Origin of the sequence: Acidovorax temperans (assembly GCF_006716905.1) — a bacterium.
In the GTDB taxonomy this organism is placed as follows: Bacteria; Pseudomonadota; Gammaproteobacteria; order Burkholderiales; family Burkholderiaceae_C; genus Acidovorax; species Acidovorax temperans.
The window spans coordinates 794,854-815,333 of record NZ_VFPV01000001.1 but is presented as its reverse complement, the minus strand read 5'-3'; the positions used below and the strand labels follow the sequence as shown (position 1 = coordinate 815,333).

Genomic DNA, 20,480 nt, shown 5'->3' with positions numbered 1-20,480 from the left:
TATGCGCATGTAGGACTGAATTGCTCTGGGATAATCCTCGCCATGAGCGGCAATACCCTAGGCACCCTTTTCACTGTCACCAATTTTGGTGAATCCCATGGTCCAGCCATCGGCTGCGTGATTGATGGCTGCCCGCCTGGCATGCCGCTGTCCGAGGCCGATATCCAGATCGACCTGGACCGCCGCCGCCCAGGCACCAGCCGGCACGTTACGCAGCGCAACGAGCCCGATGCCGTGGAAATTCTCTCGGGGGTGTACGAAGGCAAGACCACAGGCACCCCCATTGCCCTGCTCATTCGCAACACCGACCAGCGCAGCAAGGACTACGGCAACATCGCGCAGAGTTTTCGCCCTGGGCATGCCGACTACACCTACTGGCACAAATACGGCATTCGTGACCCTCGCGGTGGCGGCCGCTCGTCTGCCCGGCTCACGGCCCCCACCGTGGCGGCTGGTGCCGTGGCCAAGAAATGGCTGCAGCAGCAATACGGCACGCAGTTTCGTGCGTGCATGACGCAGCTGGGCGAGCTGCAAATCCCCTTTGAGAGCTGGGATCACGTGCGCAGCAATCCGTTCTTTGCGCCGGTGGCTGACGTCGCCGAATACGAGGACTACATGGACGCCTTGCGCAAGGCGGGTGATTCCTGCGGTGCGCGCATCCGTGTGCAGGCCACTGGCGTGCCGGTAGGCTTGGGTGAGCCGCTGTACGACAAGCTGGACGCCGACATCGCCTTCGTCATGATGGGGCTCAACGCCGTCAAGGGCGTGGAAATTGGCGTCGGCTTTGCCAGCGTGGCCCAGCGCGGCACCACCCATGGCGATTCCATGGCGCCCAACGGCTTCATGTCCAATAACGCTGGGGGGGTGCTGGGCGGTATCAGCACCGGGCAAGACCTGGAAGTGAGCCTGGCGATCAAGCCCACCAGCTCCATCATCAGCCCCCGTGAATCGATCGACGTCCACGGCAACCCCACCGAGGTGATCACCAAAGGGCGGCACGACCCCTGCGTGGGCATTCGTGCTGCGCCCATCGCCGAGGCACTGTTGGCCCTGGTGGTGATGGACCATGCCCTGCGCCACCGGGCCCAGTGCGGCGATGTGGTGCACGCGGTGGCGCCCATCAAAGCCTCGTTCCTGTAAGCCCTGCCAGGCAGTCGCCTCGCATGCAGCGCTTGCGCACGCTGGGGGCGCGGCGGCCGCTGGTGCCGTTTGCTGCCCTGTCGGCCAGTTACTTCGCACACATCGGGTTTTTCAACCCGTACCTGCCGCTCTGGCTCAAAAGTCTGGGCCTGCCCCTGGTCACCATCGGGGTGCTGACGTCGCTGCAATCCCTCACGCGCCTGTTTGCGCCTTATGGCTGGGGCGTGTTGAGCGACCATACCGGCCAGCGTGTGCCCTTGCTGCGCTGGTGTTCGACGCTTGCGCTGGTGATTTCAGCGGGCCTGTGGGTGCCCGGCGGCACTTGGTGGATTGCGGCCGTGCTGCTGCTCATGTTCACCCACACCAGCGCCATGATGCCGATGAGCGAGGCTGCCATGGCCCACTTGGTAAGCCAGGAAGGCAGCTTCGATGCGCGCCGCTATGGCCGGGTGCGGCTGTGGGGCTCGCTGGGCTTTCTGGTCACGGTGTTTGCGGCCGGGGCGTGGTTTGAGAAGTTTGGCATGGCCGACTTCCCAGGCTGGACGCTGGCCACCCTGGTGGCGGTGGTGGCCAGCACCTGGCTCTTGCCCCGCCTGGAAGAGGGGCAGCCTTCTTCCAGCACCAGTCATGGCGCCAGGCCTGCCATGGCCCCCGTCTTGCGCAGGCCCCAGGTGCGGTGGTTTTTCGCATCGGCTTGCTTTCACGTGCTGGCCCACATTGCGGTCTACGTGTTCTTCTCGCTGTACCTGGATGCCTTGGGGTATCGCAAATCCACCATTGGCGTGCTGTGGGCGGTGTCTGTGGTGGTAGAGATCGCATGGTTCTTCACCCAGGGGCGCTGGCTGCCGCGCTGGCCCTTGAGTCGCTGGCTGCTGGTGTGCGCTGCTGCCATGGCGCTGCGCATGGGCATGACGGCTGCCGCAGGTGCGTGGTTGCTGGTGCTGGTGGTGGCGCAGATGCTGCACGCGCTCACCTTTGCGGCCCACCATACAGTGTGCATGGCGCTGCTTTCGGAATACTTCCCAGGTCGTCTGCGCGGGCGCGGGCAGGCCTTGTACACGGTGCTGGCCTATGGCCTGCCTGGCGTGGTGGGGGCATTGGCAGGGGGCGCTTTGGGCGATGCTGCTGGCTTGGCGTCGGTGTACTGGGCGGCTATGGCGGCCAGTGTGTTGTCCTGCCTGTGTGCCTGGAAGGTGGGGCACAGCGCCCTCAAGGAACGGAGCTTGGAATGATCGCGAAAAAAGCTAGCAAAGCGGTCGCCGCACTGGCGGCAACCCTCACTTTGACCACGTTGATGGGCTGCGCCCATCCCCCCGGTTCGCAGACTCAGGCCAACTTCGTGGATATCGGGCTGATCGCCTTCAACGATTTTCACGGCAACCTGGAGCCGCCCCACATTGCGATACCCATCCGCAGCCAGCAGGGCGTGGAGCGTGTGCCCGCCGGTGGCGCCGCCTACCTGGCCAGCGCCATCGCGCAGCTCAAGGCCCGGCATCCGCACCATGCCGTGATCACCGCTGGGGACATGGTGAGTGCATCGCCCCTGGTGTCGGCCCTGTTCCTGGACGAGCCCACCATCGAAGCCGTGAACCATATGCAGATCGACTTCTCTGCAGTAGGCAATCACGAATTTGACCGGGGCTGGCAAGAGCTGCTGCGCCTGCAGCAGGGCGGTTGCGAGAAATTCACGGTGCGCGAGCCCTGCCAGATCAGCCAGCCCTTTGAAGGGGCCAAGTTCCGCTTTCTGGCCGCCAACACCGTGCGTGAAGATGGCCAGCCTTTGTTGCCAGCTACGGGCATCAAACGTTTCACGCAGGGCAATGCCACCGTGGCGGTGGGCTTCATCGGCATGACGCTCAAGGCCACGCCCACCATGGTGAGCCCTGCGGGCGTGAAAGGCCTGCGTTTTGAAGACGAGGCCGCCACGGCCAATGCCCTGGTGCCCCAGTTGCGCGCCCAGGGCGCGGATGTGATCGTGGTCGCCATCCACGAAGGGGGCTACACCGATGCCAAGGTGCTGGAGCAGGAATGCTCTGGCATCAACGGCGACATCGTGCCGATTCTGGAGCGGCTGGACCCCTCTGTGGATGTGGTCGTCTCCGGCCACACCCACCAGGCCTATGTCTGTGACTACGGCCGCATCAATCCAGCCCGCCCGTTTTTGCTGACCAGCGCCGGGCAGTACGGCGCGTTGCTGACCGAGGTGTCACTGCGGGTGGATACGGCCACCCGCAAGCTAGTGCGCAAAAGTGCCCACAACCACATCGTGCAGGGCGAGGCATTTACCGGCAGCCAGGGGCTGGTGCCCCTGAACGCTGCCGTTCCGGCCTATCCGGCCGACCCGTTCGTGCAACAACTCGTGGCGCGCTACAAGGCCGCAGCCGAACCCCTGGCGCAGCGGCCCGTGGGCCAGGCCAGCGCGCCGCTGCTGCGCGTGCGCAACGAAGCGCTGGAAAGCGCGTTGGGCAATCTGGTGGCAGATGCCCAGTTGGCCGCGACCCGCGCGCAGCAGAAAGGCGGTGCCCAGCTCTCGTTCATGAACTCCGGTGGCTTGCGGGCTGATCTGGTACCTGATGCGCAAGGCCAGCTGCGCTATGGGCAGCTTTTCAGCGTTCAGCCGTTTGGCAACAACATCATGGTGCGCACGTACACCGGCGCGCAGATCCGCGCGGTGCTGGAGCAACAGTTTGCCGGCGGCACCAGCACGCTGCAGTCCCCTCGGGTGCTGTCGGTGTCTGAAGGATTTGGCTACCGGTACGACCTGTCGCAACCCGCTGGCTCGCGCATCAGCCAGATGACCCTGCATGGCAAGCCGCTGGAGGACACCGCCGAAGTACGGGTGGCCATCAGCAGCTTTCTGGCCAGTGGCGGGGATGGCTTCACAGTGTTCATGGAGGGGCGAGACACCACGGGTGGTGATCTCGATCTGGATGTGCTGGAGGCCTACGTGCTGGCACACAGCCCGATTGCGCCACCGCTCACCAACCGCATCCAGCGCGCCCCGTAGTGGGCTGGGGTGAGAGCGCATCTGCCCGTGGGGGCTTTGAAGCGATTGATGCCCAGGTGATTGAAAAATATCGGCCAAATTGGCCTGCAGCGCTTATACGGTAAGCGCTGGCAGCTATAAAAATGATAGCTTGGTTGTATTTGCCTGCACAACCCCGGCAACACCAGCCTATTTGCGCACTTCGTCTACCAGCGCTCTGAACTCGTCAATGTCTTCAAAGCTGCGGTACACGCTGGCAAAGCGGATATAGGCCACCTTGTCGAGCTTCTTGAGCTCGCGCATCACCAGCTCGCCGATGCGGCCAGAGTTCACCTCACGCTGCCCCAGGTTCAGCAGCTTTTCTTCAATGCGCTCAATGGCGCTATCGATCTGCTCGGTGCTCACCGGGCGCTTGCGCAACGCCAGGTTGAAAGAGGCGAGCAGCTTGCCGCGTTCGTACTCGATGCGGCGACCGTCTTTCTTGACGATGGCCGGAAAGTTCACTTCCGGCCGCTCGTAGGTCGTGAAACGCTTGTCACAGGCGCCGCACTGGCGGCGGCGCCGGATGAACACCCCGTCTTCAGACACCCGTGTTTCAACGACTTGCGTTTCCAGGTGGCTGCAGAAGGGGCATTTCATGGTCGCTGGCTACCTGCTTAGCGGTAGACAGGGAAGCGTGCGGTCAGGGCGTTGACCTTTTCGCGCACGGCGGCGATGTTCGCTTCATCGCGTGGGTTGTCCAGCACGTCGGCGATCAGGTTGGCCGTCAGGCGCGCTTCTTCTTCCTTGAAGCCACGGGTGGTCATGGCGGGGGTGCCAATGCGCACGCCGCTGGTCACCATCGGCTTTTCAGGGTCGTTGGGAATGGCGTTCTTGTTGATGGTCATGTGAGCAGCGCCCAGCACAGCCTCGGCTTCCTTGCCCGTGATGCCCTTGGCGCGCAGGTCCACCAGCATCACGTGGCTTTGCGTGCCACCGCTCACGATGCGCAGACCACGCTGGGTCAGCGTCTCGGCCACGACCTTGGCGTTCTTCACCACTTGCTCTTGATAGGCCTTGAACTCGGGCGTCAGTGCTTCCTTGAAGGCCACGGCCTTCGCGGCAATCACGTGCATCAGGGGGCCGCCTTGCAGGCCGGGGAAGATGGCGCTGTTGATCGCCTTCTCGTGCTCGGCTTTCATCAGGATGATGCCGCCACGGGGGCCGCGCAGGCTCTTGTGCGTGGTGGATGTGACCACGTCGGCGTGGGGCACAGGGTTGGGGTATACACCGGCGGCGATCAGACCAGCGTAGTGGGCCATGTCCACCATGAAGATGGCACCGATTTCCTTGGCGATCTTGGCAAAGCGCTCGAAATCGATGTGCAGGCTGTAAGCAGATGCGCCAGCCACGATCAGCTTGGGCTTGTGCTCGCGGGCCTTGGCTTCCATCGCGTCATAGTCAATAGCTTCGTTCTTGTCCAGACCGTAGCTAACCACGTTGAACCACTTGCCCGACATGTTCAGTGGCATGCCGTGGGTCAGGTGGCCGCCTTCGGCCAGGCTCATGCCCATGATGGTGTCACCGGGCTTCAGGAAGGCCAGGAACACGGCTTCATTGGCAGATGCGCCGCAGTGGGGTTGCACGTTGGCCGCATCGGCGCCGAAGATCTTCTTCACGCGGTCAATGGCCAATTGCTCCGCCACGTCCACATGCTCGCAGCCACCGTAGTAGCGCTTGCCTGGGTAGCCTTCGGCGTATTTGTTGGTGAGCTGGGTGCCTTGCGCCCACATCACGGCGGGGGAGGCGTAGTTCTCGCTGGCGATCAGCTCGATGTGGTGCTCTTGGCGGGCGTTTTCAGCCTGGATGGCAGCAAACAGCTCGGGATCGGTTTGTTCGACAAGAATTTTGCGGTCGTACATGGTATGGCAGTCCTATGAACTTATGTCCCTTGAAACAAGGGCTGCCCAGGCGAACGGCGGAACGCTCAGGCCCAGGTCCTTCGCGGCACGCTCCCCAGTGGTTCACAAGATGACGGATCTTGTTGTTTTCCACGTCAGCGGTGACACCTGAAAAGTGCCACGCCTATCGCCAGTCGCGTACCCCCGTAGTGTAGCTGAGGTACTCATGGGCCTGCCGGGTGGCGGCGCTTTGAGTCCGCTGGGCGTTTTGGTAAGTGTCTGGTCTGAATACTGTGCTGCCACGCGGGGTGACAGCACCTGGCTTCAGGAGCCCACAGAGCCGAGCAACGCGACCTTGCTGTCGGCTTCGGCCGAGGGGCGTTCGCCAGCATTGCGCGATGCGGCTGGAATAGCTTGCGCCGGTGTGGCCGCAGGAGCTTGGGTGGAGAGCATGACGGGCGCATTGACAGGCACAGACCGACCATTGGCCACCTGGCGCAGGCGCGAATGCTCTGCCATCACCTTGGCGGTGTACCCGCCATCGTCTGGTAGGTTGGCGGCGCCCACGTAGTAGCGCAAACCCCCTTCGATCGAACCTGCGCGTGCAATGCACTCCTGCAGCACCTTCACGCCGACGCGAAGGTTGGACACAGGGTCGAACGCTGCAAAGTGCCCACCGAAATTCTGGTACTTCTCCGTATGCACACGGGTCATCACTTGCATCAGGCCTTGCGCACCGACCGCGCTTTGGGCAAACGGATTGAAGTTTGACTCGATGGCCATGATGGCGAGGATGAGTGTCGGATCCAGCTTGGTGCGTGTGCCAATGTCATACGCCTCAGCGACCAGAACGCTCAGGGGCTCTGGAGCCACCTTGTACTTTTTGCTCAGCCAAAAGGCCACAGCCGCCTGCTCTTTGGGCAGGTCCTTCGGGTTGCCTGCCGTAGCGCGTTCGCTGGCGTCGGGCTCTACGGGCATGCCGATGGCTGCGACTTGTCGCTCCTGCAGCCAGTTCATGAGTTGCTCCTCTCCTGCCTGGCGCAGATCAGGGCGCGCAGTCAAGGTGATCGCAACAAAGGCAACAGCCAGGCCGATGAGGGCAAAGCTGTTGTGGGTGATTTCAAGAAAACCATTGGTCACATCGGTCACGAAGGTTCGTAGGCCGGAGACAAATTTTCCTGACGCTGTCATAGCTCTTCCTTTCTGAGGCGGAGGCTCTGGAGTGACTGCTGGTGTTCGCAGTGCTGAAGCGAGCTTCCGCTTGGATTGGTACGCCATCAACTGCTGTCTGCGGTGACTGCGTAGTGCAGGGGAGACAGTGTTGACTTAGCCGGGTTCGGCAGCGGATTGGGACTTTGGATGCCTTGGTTTTCAAGGCTGGCGGATTCTAGGAGGGTACTTAATGCTTGGTCAATACTATCAAAAATAGTTTTAAGACAAAAAAATTATAAAATAACTGTGGTTTTAGCCAGTTTTTCTCTGTTGTGACAGTCCAAATTGCTGAATTTCCCTTGAGGGAGCGAGCATCGGTGTCAAAGAACCTATCGGTGGCATGAGTCCGATTTAAATTGCAGCTTGAAGTTCGATGCCCGGTTTGATAAGGTGAAATTGCCTGTGATTTCAGGCATCGCCGAACGAAGCCAAGCCTCCCTCCGATGGCATTCAGTGCCCAGGTGCAGCAGGCAAGGCTTTCAAGGCAACCCCTTGGGGGCAATCTCTTGCCCCCTCGCACGCAGGACGATTTCCTCCATCGTGCGAATAGATGGCAAAGACCGTTGTGTCAGCCGTCAAGCCCGGTCAGCCTGCCTTGTGGTGGTGCTGGTCGGGCTTTCTTGTTTGCGGCGCAGCCGTTGCTATGCAGGTAACTCTTGCGTGCTTTCGTCCCACCGTACGGTGCCAATGCAACTGCGCTTGCATATATATAGATAATGGGAGCCTTTCCTGGGGCGGTGCCATAGGTGCAGCCCCGCACGAGGCATGACGAGAAGTGCATTGGGAGTCTTTGTGTCAAGTCATGCCCCAGGGTTGAGTGCAGCGGCATCATTAGCGAGTTGTTCCTCGCTTGAGGTCAGGCCGCAGCTCCTTGCAGATATTTGTTCTCGTCATCGCGGCCCCTCTGTGTAGGGCCGGGAAGGTTCTCAGGGACTCCCATTGAGGCCTTCTCTGTTTTTCAATGAACCCATGTTTCCTTTTTTTTCCCGCAGCAAAATGTCTGAAGCACCTGAAGTGAATCCGGCCCCGGCCAAAACCCATGAGCCGCATCCACTGGATGCATTGACCGGTGGCGCGTTCTCTGCAGCCACGTCCGGAGAACGGGCGTCGCGTATCCGCGAGTGGTTGACCACACAGCCTGCGCCGGAGCAGTTGCAAGAAGTGTTCAAGGAGTTGAGCGGTCGTGACAAGGGTGCTGCCCGTGCGGTCCGCGAGCGACTGGACGAAATCCGCCGTGCCAAGGGCCAAGAGGCCATCGCGGCTGAATGGGCAGACAAAGCCCAGGCTTTGCTGTCTGCCTCCAAGCTCAACATTGCCGATGCCCTGGCATGGCAGCGCGATGCAGCGAAGGCCGGTGCGCCTTTGTCGAGGGAGCCGCTGTCGCTGTTGAAGGTACAGATTGCTGACCGTGTCAAAGTCATCGAAGATCTGCAGCACCGCGTGCAGGTGCAGCGCGAGGCCGCAGTGTTGCTGGCCCAGCGCATTGAGGTGCTTTCCACCAAGTCCTGGCGCGATGCCCAGGCAGCTCTGGAGTTATTGCGTGCTGACGTTGCGCGCTGGCAAGAACAAGCCCAGGGGCTGACCAGTGATGCCAGCTGGGTGAGCGTGGAAGCACGCTTTCCGCAACAGCTGGAAAGCTCCAAGGCCCAGTTGCTGGTGGTGTGGGAAGCGTTTCAGCCCGCTCTGGCGCAGGCTGTTGCGGCTGCTGAAGACGTCAATGCGCCTCTGCCCCCCGTGCCTGTGTGGGCCGATGAGCTGCGCGTAGCCCGTGGTTTGCCTTCTGAGGCAGCGGCTGCCGCGGCCAAGTCAGCCCGCCCCGCCAAGCCCAAGGTAGACCCCGAAGTGCGTGACAAAGCCGTACAGGCGGTGCGCGAAGCGTTGGCTACGCTGGAAAAAGAAACGGCTGAAGGCCACGGCAAAGCCAGTGCAGGCGCGGCTGCTGCGCTGCGCGCAGTGCTCAAGACCCAAGGGAAGCACATCGATGCTGCTTTGGAGCAGCAAGTCCATTCCGCTTTGGTTGCTGCAGGTGAACTGGAGGGCTGGCAGCGCTGGAGCGCTGACCAGGTGCGCGAGGACTTGGTCGCCAAAGCCGAAGGGCTGCTCAATCGCCCTGAAGGCCAGGCCTTGGGTGGCCGCAAGATGCAGGAAACGCTGCGTCAATTGCGTGAGCAGTGGAAGCAAACGGACCAAGGCGGCGCACCCAACCATGCGCTGTGGAAAAAGTTTGACGAAGCCTGCAATGCGGCTCACAAGGTGGTCGAGGCCTGGCTGGACAAGATCCGTAGCGAGGCTGCTGAGCACAAGGCCCAGCGTCTGGCGCTGATTGAAGAGGTCAAGGCATGGGCCCAGGAGCACGCTGCCTCTGGCGACTGGAAGGGCATCCACCGTGCGCTTTACCAGTTTGGTGACCGCTGGCGTGAAAGCGGACATGTGGGCGAAAAGCTGTTTGCTGAGTTGCAGCCCCTGTGGAAGCAGGCGATTGCTGCTGCCGCTGCTCCTCTGGAAGCTGCGCAGAAGGAAAGCCTGGCGCGACGCCATGCCATGATCGAAGAAGCGGCTGCGCTCGGTGCTGCTGCTGTGTTGCGCATCGATGCCGTCAAGTCCTTGCAGCAGCGTTGGCAAGCCGAAGCCCAGTCGGTGCCGCTGGACCGCAAGCAGGAGCAAAAACTTTGGGATGCCTTCCGCAAGCCGATTGATGAGGCATTCAATCGCAAATCGGCGGAGCGTGAGCGCGCCACGACGGAATTGAGCGCACGCGACCGCGTTGTGCTGGAGGCTTCCAAAGCGCTGGAGGCTGCCAATGCCAGTGGCGATGCCCAGCAGATTCGCGCCGCCATGCAAGCCCTTGAGGCGGCTTTGCGTGGCCAAGCGCTGGCGGCTCAGGCGGTTGCCGAAAGTGAAGCAGATTCCGAGAAGAGCCAAGCTGTGTCAGCGCAAGATGCTACAGAAACTGTAGCATCCGAGCAGCCGTCGGATGCCTCTGGCGAGACCGCGGCCCCAGCGCCCGCAGCTCCCAAGCCTGCTGCGCGCCCTGTGGTTGCGGTGCGTGGTGACGACCGGCCTGGCATGAAGAAGGATGCCCCTGCAGTGGCGGGGCGTGGTGCTCGTCCCGGAGATCGCCGAGATGGTCGCCCAGGTGATCGGGATGGCAGTCGCGGCCCTCGCGCAGATGGGCGCTTTGGTGATCGCAACGATCGGGGTGGTCGTTTTGGCGACCGCCCAGAACGCGAAGACCGTGGCCCACGTTTGGGGGATACGGCATTCCGTGCCCAGCGTGATGCCATGGAGCACGCGCAGCAAACGCTGAAAAAACTGGCTGCGCAGGCCCATGGCGAGGCATTGACGCACTTGCTGACGGCTTGGGAAAAGCGAGACGCGACCCAGCTACCCAGTGCTCAGGATTTGGGTGGACGTGTGTCTGCGTCCGTCCGTGCCGCCTGGGCGCAGGCGCTGTCTGCTGCTCCGAAGGGTGACGCTGCTGAAGCGTTGTTGCGCTTGGAGATTGCCGCAGAAGTGCCAACCCCCGCAGAGCACATCGCTGCCCGCCGCATGCTGCAACTGCAATTGCTGACGCGCCGCAATGATCCGTCGCCAGCCCAGACATGGGGTGACGACACCGCTCGTGTGTTGTCGAGTGCCAGTGATGCAGGCAGCGCCCGCCGTTTGCAGAACGTGCTCAAGACGCTGCTGCGCAAATAAGTGGCGGTACGGGCGTTGAAGATTCGCCCGTTTCGGGAGACCGATGCATCGGCCGCAGTCGCGCTATGGCGTGACTGCGGACTGATCCGGCCTTGGAACGATCCGTACAAGGATATTGAGCGCAAGAGTCATTGCCAGCCAGAGCTTTTCCTCGTGGGAAACTTGCCGGCCGATAGCCAAGGGGCTGATGTTCTGGTAGCCACCTCCATGGCGGGCTATGACGGGCATCGAGGATCTGTCTATTACCTGGCCGTCGCTCCCGGCCATCAGCAAATGTCCTTGGGGCGCGCCCTGATGGAGGAGGTGGAACAACGCTTGCTGGCGCTGGGCTGTCCCAAAGTCAATGTGCTTGTACGCACCAGTAACGCCAGTGTGCTCAGCTTCTGCGATAAGTTGGGTTATGCGCGGGACGATGCATTCTCGTCAGGCAAGCGTCTGATTCCTGATATCTGAAAGCTGGGGGGTAGTTTGAATCCCTCACCATGCTTTGGGCGAAAAAAAAACCGCTGCGTTTGCAGCGGTTTTTGAATTTGGTGCCCAGGAGAGGACTCGAACCTCCACGATGTTACTCGCTAGTACCTGAAACTAGTGCGTCTACCAATTCCGCCACCTGGGCATTTCAGGAAAGATTTGAATTATAGAGCAAATTTTTGATGCTCTCGGCTTTCTCGGTCATTTTTTAAAAAATGACTCAGCGAAGCTCCTGCTCCAACAAAAAAGCCACTGAACATGCAGTGGCTTTTTTATTTCGAAAACCGTCATCGGTTGTCGTTAAACTTGGTGCCCAGGAGAGGACTCGAACCTCCACGATGTTACTCGCTAGTACCTGAAACTAGTGCGTCTACCAATTCCGCCACCTGGGCATTTCAGGAAAGATTTAGATTGTATATCAAAAAAAACACCCCCGGCGCTGCGCCCGCACACCTGTCTGACGAAATCGAAGGCAGCATCCAGGGGCACCGTGATGGGCATGGTTTTGTCATTCGTGACGATGGTGAGGGAGATATCTACATCCCCCCGAACGAGATGCGAGCAGTGCTGCACAAAGACCGCGTTCGTGTGCGCATCGTTCGGCAAGATCGCCGCGGCCGTCCGGAAGGCCGGGTGGTAGAGATTATCGAGCGCCCCTCTCAGCCCATGATTGGCAGGCTTTTGCAAGAGAGTGGCGTCTGGCTCGTCGCCCCGGAAGACAAGCGTTACGGGCAAGACATTCTGATTCCCAAGGGTGCAACTGGTGCTGCCAAGCCAGGCCAGGTTGTGGTGGTGGAGTTGACTGAGCCGCCGGCATTGTTTGGGCAGCCCGTCGGGCGCATCACCGAGGTGCTGGGCGAGGTTGACGACCCTGGCATGGAGATTGAGATTGCGGTGCGCAAGTACGGTGTGCCGCATGAGTTTTCTGAAGCGTGCCTAGCCCAAGCCAAGGCGCTGCCAGAAAAAGTCAGGGCCATCGACAAGAAGCGCCGCATTGATCTGACCGATGTGCCGCTCGTCACCATTGACGGGGAAGATGCGCGCGACTTTGATGATGCCGTGTATTGCGAGCCTGCCAAGGTGGGGCGAGGCAAGGGCTGGCGCTTGCTGGTGGCGATTGCCGATGTGAGCCACTACGTGGAAACCGGCAGTGCCATCGATATTGATGCCTATGACCGTGCCACCAGTGTGTACTTCCCACGCCGGGTGATTCCCATGCTGCCCGAGAAGTTGAGCAATGGCTTGTGCTCGCTCAACCCTGAGGTGGAACGACTGTGCATGGTGTGCGACATGCTGGTCACGGCCAAGGGGGAGGTACACGCGTACCAGTTCTATCCCGCCGTGATGTACAGCCACGCGAGGTTCACATACACCGAGGTGGCGGCCATCCTGGCGAACACGCGTGGCCCTGAGGCCAGCAAGCGCAAGGATCGCGTGAAAGATCTGCTCAACCTGCACGACGTGTACCGCGCGTTGCAGGTGGCGCGCCAACAGCGTGGTGCGGTGGATTTTGAAACTACCGAAACCCAGATCGTGTGCGACGAAAACGGCCGTATCGAGAAGATCGTGCCCCGCACGCGCAACGATGCGCACAAGCTGATCGAAGAGGCGATGCTGGCGGCCAACGTCTGCAGCGCGGACTTCATTGAGCAGGGCGGCCAGCCCGGCTTGTTCCGTGTACACGAGGGCCCCACGCCTGAGAAGCAGGAGATCCTGCGCGGGTATCTCAAGGCCATGGCGGTGGGCATGTCGATCAGCGACAACCCCAAGCCCTCTGAATTCCAGGCCATTGCCGAGGCGACCAAAGAGCGGCCTGACGCGCAGCAAATTCACACCATGCTGCTGCGGTCTATGCAGCAAGCCATTTACACGCCCATCAACAGCGGTCATTTCGGCTTGGCATTTGAGGCCTACACCCACTTCACCAGCCCGATTCGCCGCTACCCAGACTTGCTGGTGCACCGGGTGATCAAGGCCATTTTGGGCAACACCCGGTACCAGTTGCCCGTGTTGCCCACCCCGGGCGAGGCCCATGCCAAGCTGGCCAAACGGCTGGCGGGGCGCGTTGCTGCCCCAGGAACCAAACCGAAAAAAGACGTCAAACCCCTAAGCCGGGAAATCCAGGCGTGGGAGGCTGCGGGCTTGCACTGCAGTGCCAATGAGCGCCGCGCCGACGAAGCCAGCCGTGATGTGGAAGCCTGGCTCAAATGCAAGTACATGCGCGAGCATCTGGGCGAGGAGTACAGCGGCGTGGTCAGTGCAGCCACCAGCTTCGGCATTTTTGTGACCCTGGACGCGATGTACGTCGAAGGCCTGGTGCACATCACGGAGCTGGGTGGCGAATACTTCAAGTTCGACGAGGCCCGACAAGAGCTGCGTGGTGAGCGCACTGGCATTCGCTATGCCATCGGCACGCGCGTGCGTGTGCAGGTCAGCCGTGTGGACCTGGATGGACGCAAGATCGACTTCCGATTGGTGCGCGAGAACGAGGAGCTGCTCGGGCGGGCACTCAGGGACAAAGGCGTAAGTGCCGACTCCGGCGCGCGAAAAGGTCGCTCGGAGACTGGTCGAAAAGAGACTGTGGCAGCCAAGGGGCGCAAGTCCAAGCCGGAAGCGGCCACTGATCTGGAGCCTGCGGGGCGTAGTCACGCGGCGCGCTCTCCCATCCAGTCGCTCAAGGCTGCGGTCAAGCAGGCGGCGACCTCGGGCAAATCATCCAGGGGTAAGGCCCGCAAACCCCGGCGAGGTTGAATGCTCAGCAAGCCTGAAAGCCGCTGAGAGGGCTGGTAGAGCCAGCCCCTGCATGGGTGAAGTTGGCTGGGCGCCTGGCCTTACCCGATTCTGATCCTCCGCGCCAAAGCTCCGGCGGTCAGAGGCTCATCGAGAGGCCACGCATCGGCCGCTTCGCCGTGTGCAAACACGGCCCGGATAGCCGCCTGTAATGGTGGCATGCCTGCGGCCAGCCCTGCGCCGATGAGCCCTGCGAGCACATCCCCTGTGCCCGCAGTGGCCAGTCTCCCATTGCCGGTGGGATTGATGTGCGGAATGTCGTCGGGGTGGGCAATGACCGTGCCGGACCCCTTGAGAGTCACTGTGCACTGGAATTTTTCTGCCAGTTCGCGGGCCGCCATGAGCCGGTGGGCTTGCACCTGTGCGGCTGTGGTGTGCAGCAGCCGCGCTGCCTCCAGCGGATGGGGGGTGAGCACCGTGGGGCGTTGCCTGGCGCTACGCGCTGTCAGCGCCTGTTGCAGGGCACCGTCGGTGCTGATGATGTTCAGTGCATCGGCGTCCAGCACCAGCGCCTGGGCCCGCTGCAGCACCGCGGGCAACACGGTGCGCACCGCCTGCCCGCCGCCGCAACCGCACACCACGCTGAGGCTTTCCAGTTCGAGTGCCTCAAATCGGCGCAGCATCAGTTCGGGTTGTGTGTGGATCTCGGTGGCCTGGTCTTGGTCCAGCAGGCTGACCAGCACGCGGCCCGCTCCGCCGTGCAATGCTGCGGAGCCCGCCAGCAAGGCGGCGCCGGTCATCCCCATGCCGCGCAAGGCCAGACCTTCTCCGCCGACGACGGCCACATCGCCATAGCTGCCCTTGTGGCTGGCATGCAGCCTGCTGCCGCGAGGGGGTGGGCCCGCTAGCCAGGCGGTGGGGGGCTCGTGGTTCAGCCCGGTCTCGGCGGTAGCTCCCAGGTCATGCCGCCACACCTGCCCTGCGGCGTCCCTGCCGTGGGCGGTGAACAGTCCGGGCTTTAACGTCAACAGGCTCAGCGTGTAATGTGCTGTGCCGGGTTTCGCCGACGCACGGTGAGTGGCAGGCTCCAGTCCGGGTGCGTATTGGCCTGTATCGGCGTCGAGCCCAGAGGGCACATCCACCGCCAGCACGGGGGCCGCGCTACTGCGCAGTTGTGCCAGCCAATGCGCAAGCACGGTGCCACGTGCCGAACCGGATGGTGTCTGCCTTGTGGATGACCGCACCCCAATGCCCAGCAGGGCGTCAATGCACAGGTCTTGTTCCGTCAGATCGGTGGGGGGCGTGCCGGCCCACACCATGTTCGTGCAGTGCCGGGCTTTTTCCCAGGATTGGCGTGCGTCGGGCGGTAATGTCTCGGTGGTGCCCAGCCAGCTGATGACGACTTTGCGCCCAGCGCGGGCCAAATGGTGCGCGGCCTCCAGCCCGTCTCCACCGTTATTGCCCGGGCCGCAGGCAATCCAGATCGTGCGGGCATGCGGTGCAATGGCTTGCGCCAGTTGCGCCACAGCCAGGCCCGCACGCTGCATCAAGGTGTGCGGCGCCAACTGGGCCGCCATGGCTTGCTCCAGGCGGCGTGTGGCTTCGGTGTTGAACAGGGGGTAGGTTTGGTCGGGCGTGATGCGTTGCATGGCAAGGTCTTGCAGTCCCGCAGTTCACGGGAACTGCTGTATCCGACATTGTGCGTGCTGGCTGCGCCCATGGGGTGGGCGCAGCGTGGGTTCAGAAGCGCTGCGCTTCCAGCCCCTGCACGCTGATCTCTGGTGCGCGTTGGCTCAGCATGTCTGCCAAAGCACGAGCGCAACCGCAGGCCAGTGCCCAGCCACCCGCTCCATGACCGGTGTTCAGCCAGATGCCGGGCAGGGCGGTGCTGCCCAGGGCTGGGGCGCCATCGGTCAGGGTGGGGCGGGCGCCGCGCCAGATTTGCAGCGGGCCCGACAACTGCGCCCCTCCCGGAAACCAGTCGTTGACGGTGCGGTACAGCTTTTGGAGCGTGGCGTGGTGGTGGGCAGCCTGGGGCGAGCCCAGCTCGGCGCCGCCGGTGATGCGCACGCGTTGGCCCTGGCGGGTGATGGTGATTTGCTCTTGTACGTCCAGTGCGCTGGTCAGCGGCGCATGGGTGGCTTCGCGCAAAGGGGCGCTTACCGAGTAGCCAAACACCGGGGCCATGGGCAGCCGAATGCCGCGCGGGCGCAGCAGTGTGTGCGAGGCTGCGCCCGCGCACACCACCACTGCATCAAAACGGCGCATGTCGGGCTCGCCATTCACCCAGATTCCCGTGGGCTGGCTCGACAAGCTGGTCACCTGGGCATTGAAAACAAATTGCACCCCGGCCCCCTGCATGCCCTGGCGCAGCATTTGCGCGAACAGCCGGCAGTTGCCTGACACGGCATGGGGCAGCAACACTGCGCTGTGCAGCGGGGCCTCGGGCGAGAGACCGGGTTCTACTTGGCGCGCTGCATCTGCGTCCATGTCTTGCACTGCCGTGCCCGCCTCGCGCATCCAGTCCAGCAGCGGCTGGTACTGCGCGCGTTGCTTGGTGGTGCGGAAAAACAGCAGTCGGCCCGTGCTGGCTTCAAAGTCCAGCTCGTGGCGCGCAGCAATCGCTTGCGTGCGTTCACGGCTGTATCGGGCCAGGCTCTCCAGGGTGGACAGGGGCGTGTGGCTGCGGCGCCAGCGCCACAGCCAGGCCAGTTCGTGCAGCCCAGCCCCCTGGGCCAGCCGAATGCCGGTGTGCGTGTGCCAAGGGCGCTGCGCTGTGGGGCTCGGTTTGCCCGCGATGGTGCAAGGGGTGGTCAGATAGGGCGATAACAGGCCGGCGTTGGCAAAACTGGCTTCTTCCGCTGCTGCGCTGCGTTGTTCCAGCACGGTGACTTCATGGCCGTCGTGCGCAAACTCGTATGCAGTGGTGACGCCGATGATTCCGGCGCCCACGATGGCGATCTTCATGGATTGATAGCGAAATGGGGCTCTAGCGCTTTGTAGATAAGCGCCAGCAGCTATTGTTTTTGTAGTAATTCTTCGATGCGTTGGCCAACGTTCAAGACGGCATCGTCACGCCCTGCGGCCTGCCAGACCATCAAGCCCACGGGCAACTCGCCCCGCACATGGCAGGGCAGTGACAAGGCGCACCCATCCAGCATGTTGACCACGCTGGTATTGCGCAGAACCAAGGCGTTGGCCTGGAAGAAGGCTGCGTCACGCGCTTCCCCTGGGGCTACGTCAGACAGCAGGGGCGGCACGATGGCGACGGTGGGGGAGAGCAGGGCATCAAAGCCTGCAACCCGCGCTTCCATTCGCGATATCCACGCTTGCCTCGCGTGCTGCAGGTGGATGTAGTCGGCCGCGCTCATCGCTGCGCCGCGCTCGATCCGGCTGCGCACGCGCGGGTCGTATTGCTCGGCATGCCGGGCCAGCACCGGGCGATGCCAGGCGTAGCTTTCGGCGGCAGCCAGGGTGCCCTGCGCCTGCATGGGGCCCAGCTCGCCCGTTTCTGGCAAATCAATCGACTCGATCTGTGCACCAGCCTGGCGCAGCAGGTCCAGCGTGCGCTGGAAGGCTGTGCTCACGGTGCCATCCAGTCCATCGAGAAATGTATGGGTTGGCACGGCCAGGCGCCAGGCAGACAAGGGGGCCGAGCTGCGGGTGACGCGGCGCGCGGCCAAAACCTCATGCACCACGATGGCATCGCGCACGCTGCGGGTCATGGCGCAGGTGGTGTCGAGGGTGGTGGACAGTGGCACGGCGCCAGTGGTGGGCACCAGGCGGGCTGTGCTTTTGAAACCCACGATGCCGTTGAACGCGGCAGGAATGCGAATCGACCCCCCGGTGTCTGAGCCCAGCGCTGCGTAGCACGCACCACTGGCGACCGACACTGCGGCGCCGGAAGAAGACCCGCCGGGCGCCCGCGCTGCCCCGGGCAGGGGGCCAAAGCGGTAGTCGAACGCGGCGGGCGTTGGGAAATGTGGGTTGGTGCCGATGCCGGAGAAAGCGAATTCCACCATGTGCGTGCGCCCGACGATGCTGCCGCCAGCGGCCCGCAAACGCGCCACGGCGGGCGCATCGCTGGTTGCGGCGGGTGCGTCTTGCAAGGCGAGGGAGCCTGCCGTAGTGACTTGCCCCGCCACGTCAAAAAGATCTTTGACAGAAATAGCCAGCCCAGCCAGCGGCAGGTGTGCTGTTTCTGTGTGTTGAAGGCGCTCGCGCTCTGCTTCAAAGCGCTCGGATACAAAGGCATGGGCGGCGGCGGGGGCTTGCGCTAGGCGCATGGATTCGTCCATCGCCTGGGCGGCAGTCAGGGCGCCCGCCTGTACCAAGGCCCGGGTTGCGATCAGGTCGGCTTGCATGGGTGTGCTAGAATCTTTGGGTTTTGCTGTATGCAGTGGCGCGTGGTCCTTTCGGCCTGAGCGCAGCAGTTGCGGCAAAGCCAATCGCAAACCAGCCCCGTCAAGGTGTTGTCACTTCAGCAGAAGTAACAAATTATGGGGCTGGATTTTAGACCCAACCTTTGGAGTATTTTATGTCCGTTACCATGCGCGAAATGCTGGAAGCCGGTGTCCACTTCGGTCACCAAACCCGCTTCTGGAACCCCAAGATGGCCCCCTACATCTTCGGCCATCGCAACAAGATTCACATCATCAACCTGGAAAAGTCGCTGCCACTGTTCCAGGAAGCCCAAAAGTTCGCCAAGCAACTGGCTGCCAACCGCGGCACGATCCTGATGGTCGGCACAAAGCGCCAAGCCCGTGAAATTCTGGCTACTGAAGCGCAACGCGCTGGCGTGCCTTTCGTGGACCAGCGCTGGCTGGGCGGCATGCTCACCAACTTCAAGACGGTGAAGACTTCCATCAAGCGCCTGAAGGACATGAAGGCCCAGCTGGAAACCGGCCTGGACAACCTGAGCAAGAAAGAACAACTGACTTTCAGCCGCGAAATCGCCAAGCTGGAAAAGGACATCGGCGGCATCCAGGATATGGCTGCTTTGCCTGACGCCATCTTCATCATCGACGTGGGTTTCCACAAGATTGCTGTGGCCGAAGCCAAGAAGCTGGGCATTCCTCTGATCGGTGTGGTCGATACGAACCACTCCCCAGAAGGCATCGACTACGTGATCCCCGGTAACGACGACTCGGCCAAGGCTGTGACGCTGTACGCCCGCGGCATTGCTGACGCGATCATCGAAGGCCGCGCCAACGCTGTGAACGAAGTCGTGAAGGCTGCTGCTTCGGAAAGCACCGACGAATTCGTGGAAGTGCAAGAGTCGGCTGCCTAAGCACCCGACTGCGCGACTGCGGTCGCGAAGGAAAGCGGGGCTCCTGGTTAGCCCCCTTTTTTTATCCCGAGTTTTAAATACTTTGAACTGAATACGGAAGGAACACAGATGGCTGCAATTACCGCAAGCATGGTTGCTGAACTGCGTGGCAAGACCGACGCCCCCATGATGGAATGCAAGAAGGCTCTGACGGAAGCTGATGGCGACATGGCCAAGGCTGAAGAGCTGCTGCGCGTCAAGCTCGGCACCAAGGCAGGCAAGGCCGCTTCCCGCATCACCGCTGAAGGCGTGGTCGCCAGCTTCATCGACGGCACCACGGGTGCCCTGGTGGAAGTGAACAGCGAAACTGACTTCGTGTCCAAGAACGACAGCTTCATCGCCATGGCCAAGGCCGCAGCGGAGCTGGTCGCCAAGCACAAGCCTGCCAGCATTGAAGCCCTGGGCGCTCTGGCCTACGAGCAAGACAGCTTCGGCCCCACCCTGGAAGACGTGCGCAAGGGCCTGATCGGCAAGATCGGCGAAAACATGTCGTTCCGCCGCTTCCAGTACTTCTCTGGCTCCAAGCTGGCTTCTTACCTGCACGGCTCGCGCATTGGTGTGGTCGTCGAGTTCGAAGGCGACGAAGTGGCTGCCAAGGACGTGGCCATGCACATCGCTGCCATGAAGCCCGTGGCCCTGACTAGCGCTGACGTGCCTGCTGACCTGATCGCCAAGGAGCGCTCGGTGGCCGAAGGCAAGGCTGACGAAGCCAACAAGGAACTGATCGCTGCTGGCAAGCCTGCCCAAAGCGCTGAAATCACCGCCAAGCGCATCGACGGCGCAGTGCAGAAGTACCTGAAGGAAGTCTCGCTGGCTGACCAGGTCTTTGTGAAGGCTGCTGACGGCAAGCAAACTGTGGCCCAAATGCTCAAGGCCGCCAACACCACCGTGAAGAGCTTCACGCTGTACGTGGTGGGTGAAGGCATTGAAAAGAAGGTGGACGACTTTGCAGCTGAAGTGGCTGCACAAGTGGCCGCTGCCAAGGCTGCTGCCTAATTTTTCGTCCCCGCTCAACCCCCAAACACCATCAACC

At 62.1% G+C, this 20,480-nt stretch carries 14 protein-coding genes, 2 tRNA genes and 1 riboswitch; of the genes, 8 read left to right on the top strand and 8 right to left on the bottom strand.

All coding sequences use genetic code 11. The features are described 5' to 3' along the window. Positions 1-42: 42 nt before the first annotated feature. The 3 genes from aroC to BDD18_RS04020 are packed head-to-tail and all read left to right on the top strand — an operon-like array spanning position 43 to position 4,147. Positions 43-1,140: a chorismate synthase gene (gene aroC, locus BDD18_RS04030; RefSeq protein ID WP_142081527.1), complete on the top strand. Its 1,098-nt coding sequence runs from the start codon at positions 43-45 to the stop codon at positions 1,138-1,140. A 23-nt stretch (positions 1,141-1,163) separates the two neighbouring features. Further along, complete coding sequence (locus tag BDD18_RS04025; protein ID WP_142081525.1) at positions 1,164-2,372, top strand: MFS transporter; 1,209 nt, start codon at positions 1,164-1,166, stop codon at positions 2,370-2,372. Continuing rightward, positions 2,369-4,147, top strand: coding sequence for a bifunctional metallophosphatase/5'-nucleotidase (locus tag BDD18_RS04020; RefSeq protein ID WP_142081523.1), 1,779 nt, complete (start codon positions 2,369-2,371; stop codon positions 4,145-4,147). The genes BDD18_RS04025 and BDD18_RS04020 overlap by 4 nt, the downstream gene beginning before the upstream one ends. A gap of 168 nt (positions 4,148-4,315) precedes the next feature. Here the strand turns inward: BDD18_RS04020 and nrdR are convergent, their stop codons facing one another. From nrdR to BDD18_RS04005, 3 genes are all read right to left on the bottom strand, one after another. Further along, on the bottom strand, positions 4,316-4,765 hold the full coding sequence (gene nrdR, locus BDD18_RS04015) for a transcriptional regulator NrdR (RefSeq protein ID WP_044402746.1): 450 nt from the start codon (positions 4,763-4,765) through the stop codon (positions 4,316-4,318). Positions 4,766-4,782: 17 nt separating this feature from the next. Beyond that, complete coding sequence (gene glyA / locus BDD18_RS04010; protein WP_044402743.1) at positions 4,783-6,027, bottom strand: serine hydroxymethyltransferase; 1,245 nt, start codon at positions 6,025-6,027, stop codon at positions 4,783-4,785. 36 nt (positions 6,028-6,063) lie between these two features. Next, positions 6,064-6,214, bottom strand: a riboswitch (ZMP/ZTP riboswitch). A 116-nt stretch (positions 6,215-6,330) separates the two neighbouring features. Then, positions 6,331-7,197, bottom strand: a complete 867-nt coding sequence (locus BDD18_RS04005) for a lytic transglycosylase domain-containing protein (RefSeq protein ID WP_142081521.1) — start codon at positions 7,195-7,197, stop codon at positions 6,331-6,333. A 990-nt stretch (positions 7,198-8,187) separates the two neighbouring features. Here BDD18_RS04005 and BDD18_RS04000 point away from each other — a divergent pair. Both BDD18_RS04000 and BDD18_RS03995 read left to right on the top strand, forming a co-directional pair. Beyond that, on the top strand, positions 8,188-10,917 hold the full coding sequence (locus tag BDD18_RS04000) for a DUF349 domain-containing protein (RefSeq protein ID WP_142081518.1): 2,730 nt from the start codon (positions 8,188-8,190) through the stop codon (positions 10,915-10,917). 15 nt (positions 10,918-10,932) lie between these two features. After that, a complete protein-coding gene (locus BDD18_RS03995) occupies positions 10,933-11,370 on the top strand; it encodes a GNAT family acetyltransferase (RefSeq protein WP_142081516.1) in 438 nt (145 codons plus the stop codon). Between the two features lie 78 nt (positions 11,371-11,448). On the opposite strand, the gene BDD18_RS03990 is transcribed toward BDD18_RS03995, so the two are convergent. Both BDD18_RS03990 and BDD18_RS03985 read right to left on the bottom strand, forming a co-directional pair. Continuing rightward, positions 11,449-11,533, bottom strand: a tRNA-Leu gene (locus tag BDD18_RS03990). A gap of 162 nt (positions 11,534-11,695) precedes the next feature. Continuing rightward, positions 11,696-11,780: transfer RNA gene (locus BDD18_RS03985), tRNA-Leu, on the bottom strand. A gap of 19 nt (positions 11,781-11,799) precedes the next feature. Between BDD18_RS03985 and rnr the strand changes: the two genes are divergently transcribed. After that, the gene (gene rnr / locus BDD18_RS03980; protein WP_142081514.1) at positions 11,800-14,139 is read left to right on the top strand and encodes a ribonuclease R; all 2,340 of its coding nucleotides are present in this window, start codon (positions 11,800-11,802) and stop codon (positions 14,137-14,139) included. A gap of 80 nt (positions 14,140-14,219) precedes the next feature. On the opposite strand, the gene BDD18_RS03975 is transcribed toward rnr, so the two are convergent. The 3 genes from BDD18_RS03975 to BDD18_RS03965 all read right to left on the bottom strand — a co-directional run bounded on the left by BDD18_RS03975 (position 14,220) and on the right by BDD18_RS03965 (position 18,482). Next, on the bottom strand, positions 14,220-15,767 hold the full coding sequence (locus BDD18_RS03975) for an NAD(P)H-hydrate dehydratase (RefSeq protein WP_142081512.1): 1,548 nt from the start codon (positions 15,765-15,767) through the stop codon (positions 14,220-14,222). 91 nt (positions 15,768-15,858) lie between these two features. After that, positions 15,859-17,139 carry an FAD-dependent oxidoreductase gene (locus BDD18_RS03970; protein WP_338071797.1) on the bottom strand — a complete coding sequence of 427 codons (1,281 nt, stop codon included), beginning with the start codon at positions 17,137-17,139 and terminating at the stop codon, positions 15,859-15,861. Continuing rightward, on the bottom strand, positions 17,136-18,482 hold the full coding sequence (locus BDD18_RS03965) for an amidase (protein ID WP_142081507.1): 1,347 nt from the start codon (positions 18,480-18,482) through the stop codon (positions 17,136-17,138). Before BDD18_RS03965 ends, BDD18_RS03970 begins: the two co-directional genes overlap by 4 nt. A 173-nt stretch (positions 18,483-18,655) precedes the next feature. Between BDD18_RS03965 and rpsB the strand changes: the two genes are divergently transcribed. Both rpsB and tsf read left to right on the top strand, forming a co-directional pair. Beyond that, complete coding sequence (gene rpsB / locus BDD18_RS03960) at positions 18,656-19,408, top strand: 30S ribosomal protein S2 (protein WP_044396879.1); 753 nt, start codon at positions 18,656-18,658, stop codon at positions 19,406-19,408. Positions 19,409-19,516: 108 nt separating this feature from the next. Continuing rightward, the gene (tsf, locus tag BDD18_RS03955; protein ID WP_044396877.1) at positions 19,517-20,443 is read left to right on the top strand and encodes a translation elongation factor Ts; all 927 of its coding nucleotides are present in this window, start codon (positions 19,517-19,519) and stop codon (positions 20,441-20,443) included. Positions 20,444-20,480 lie beyond the last annotated feature (37 nt).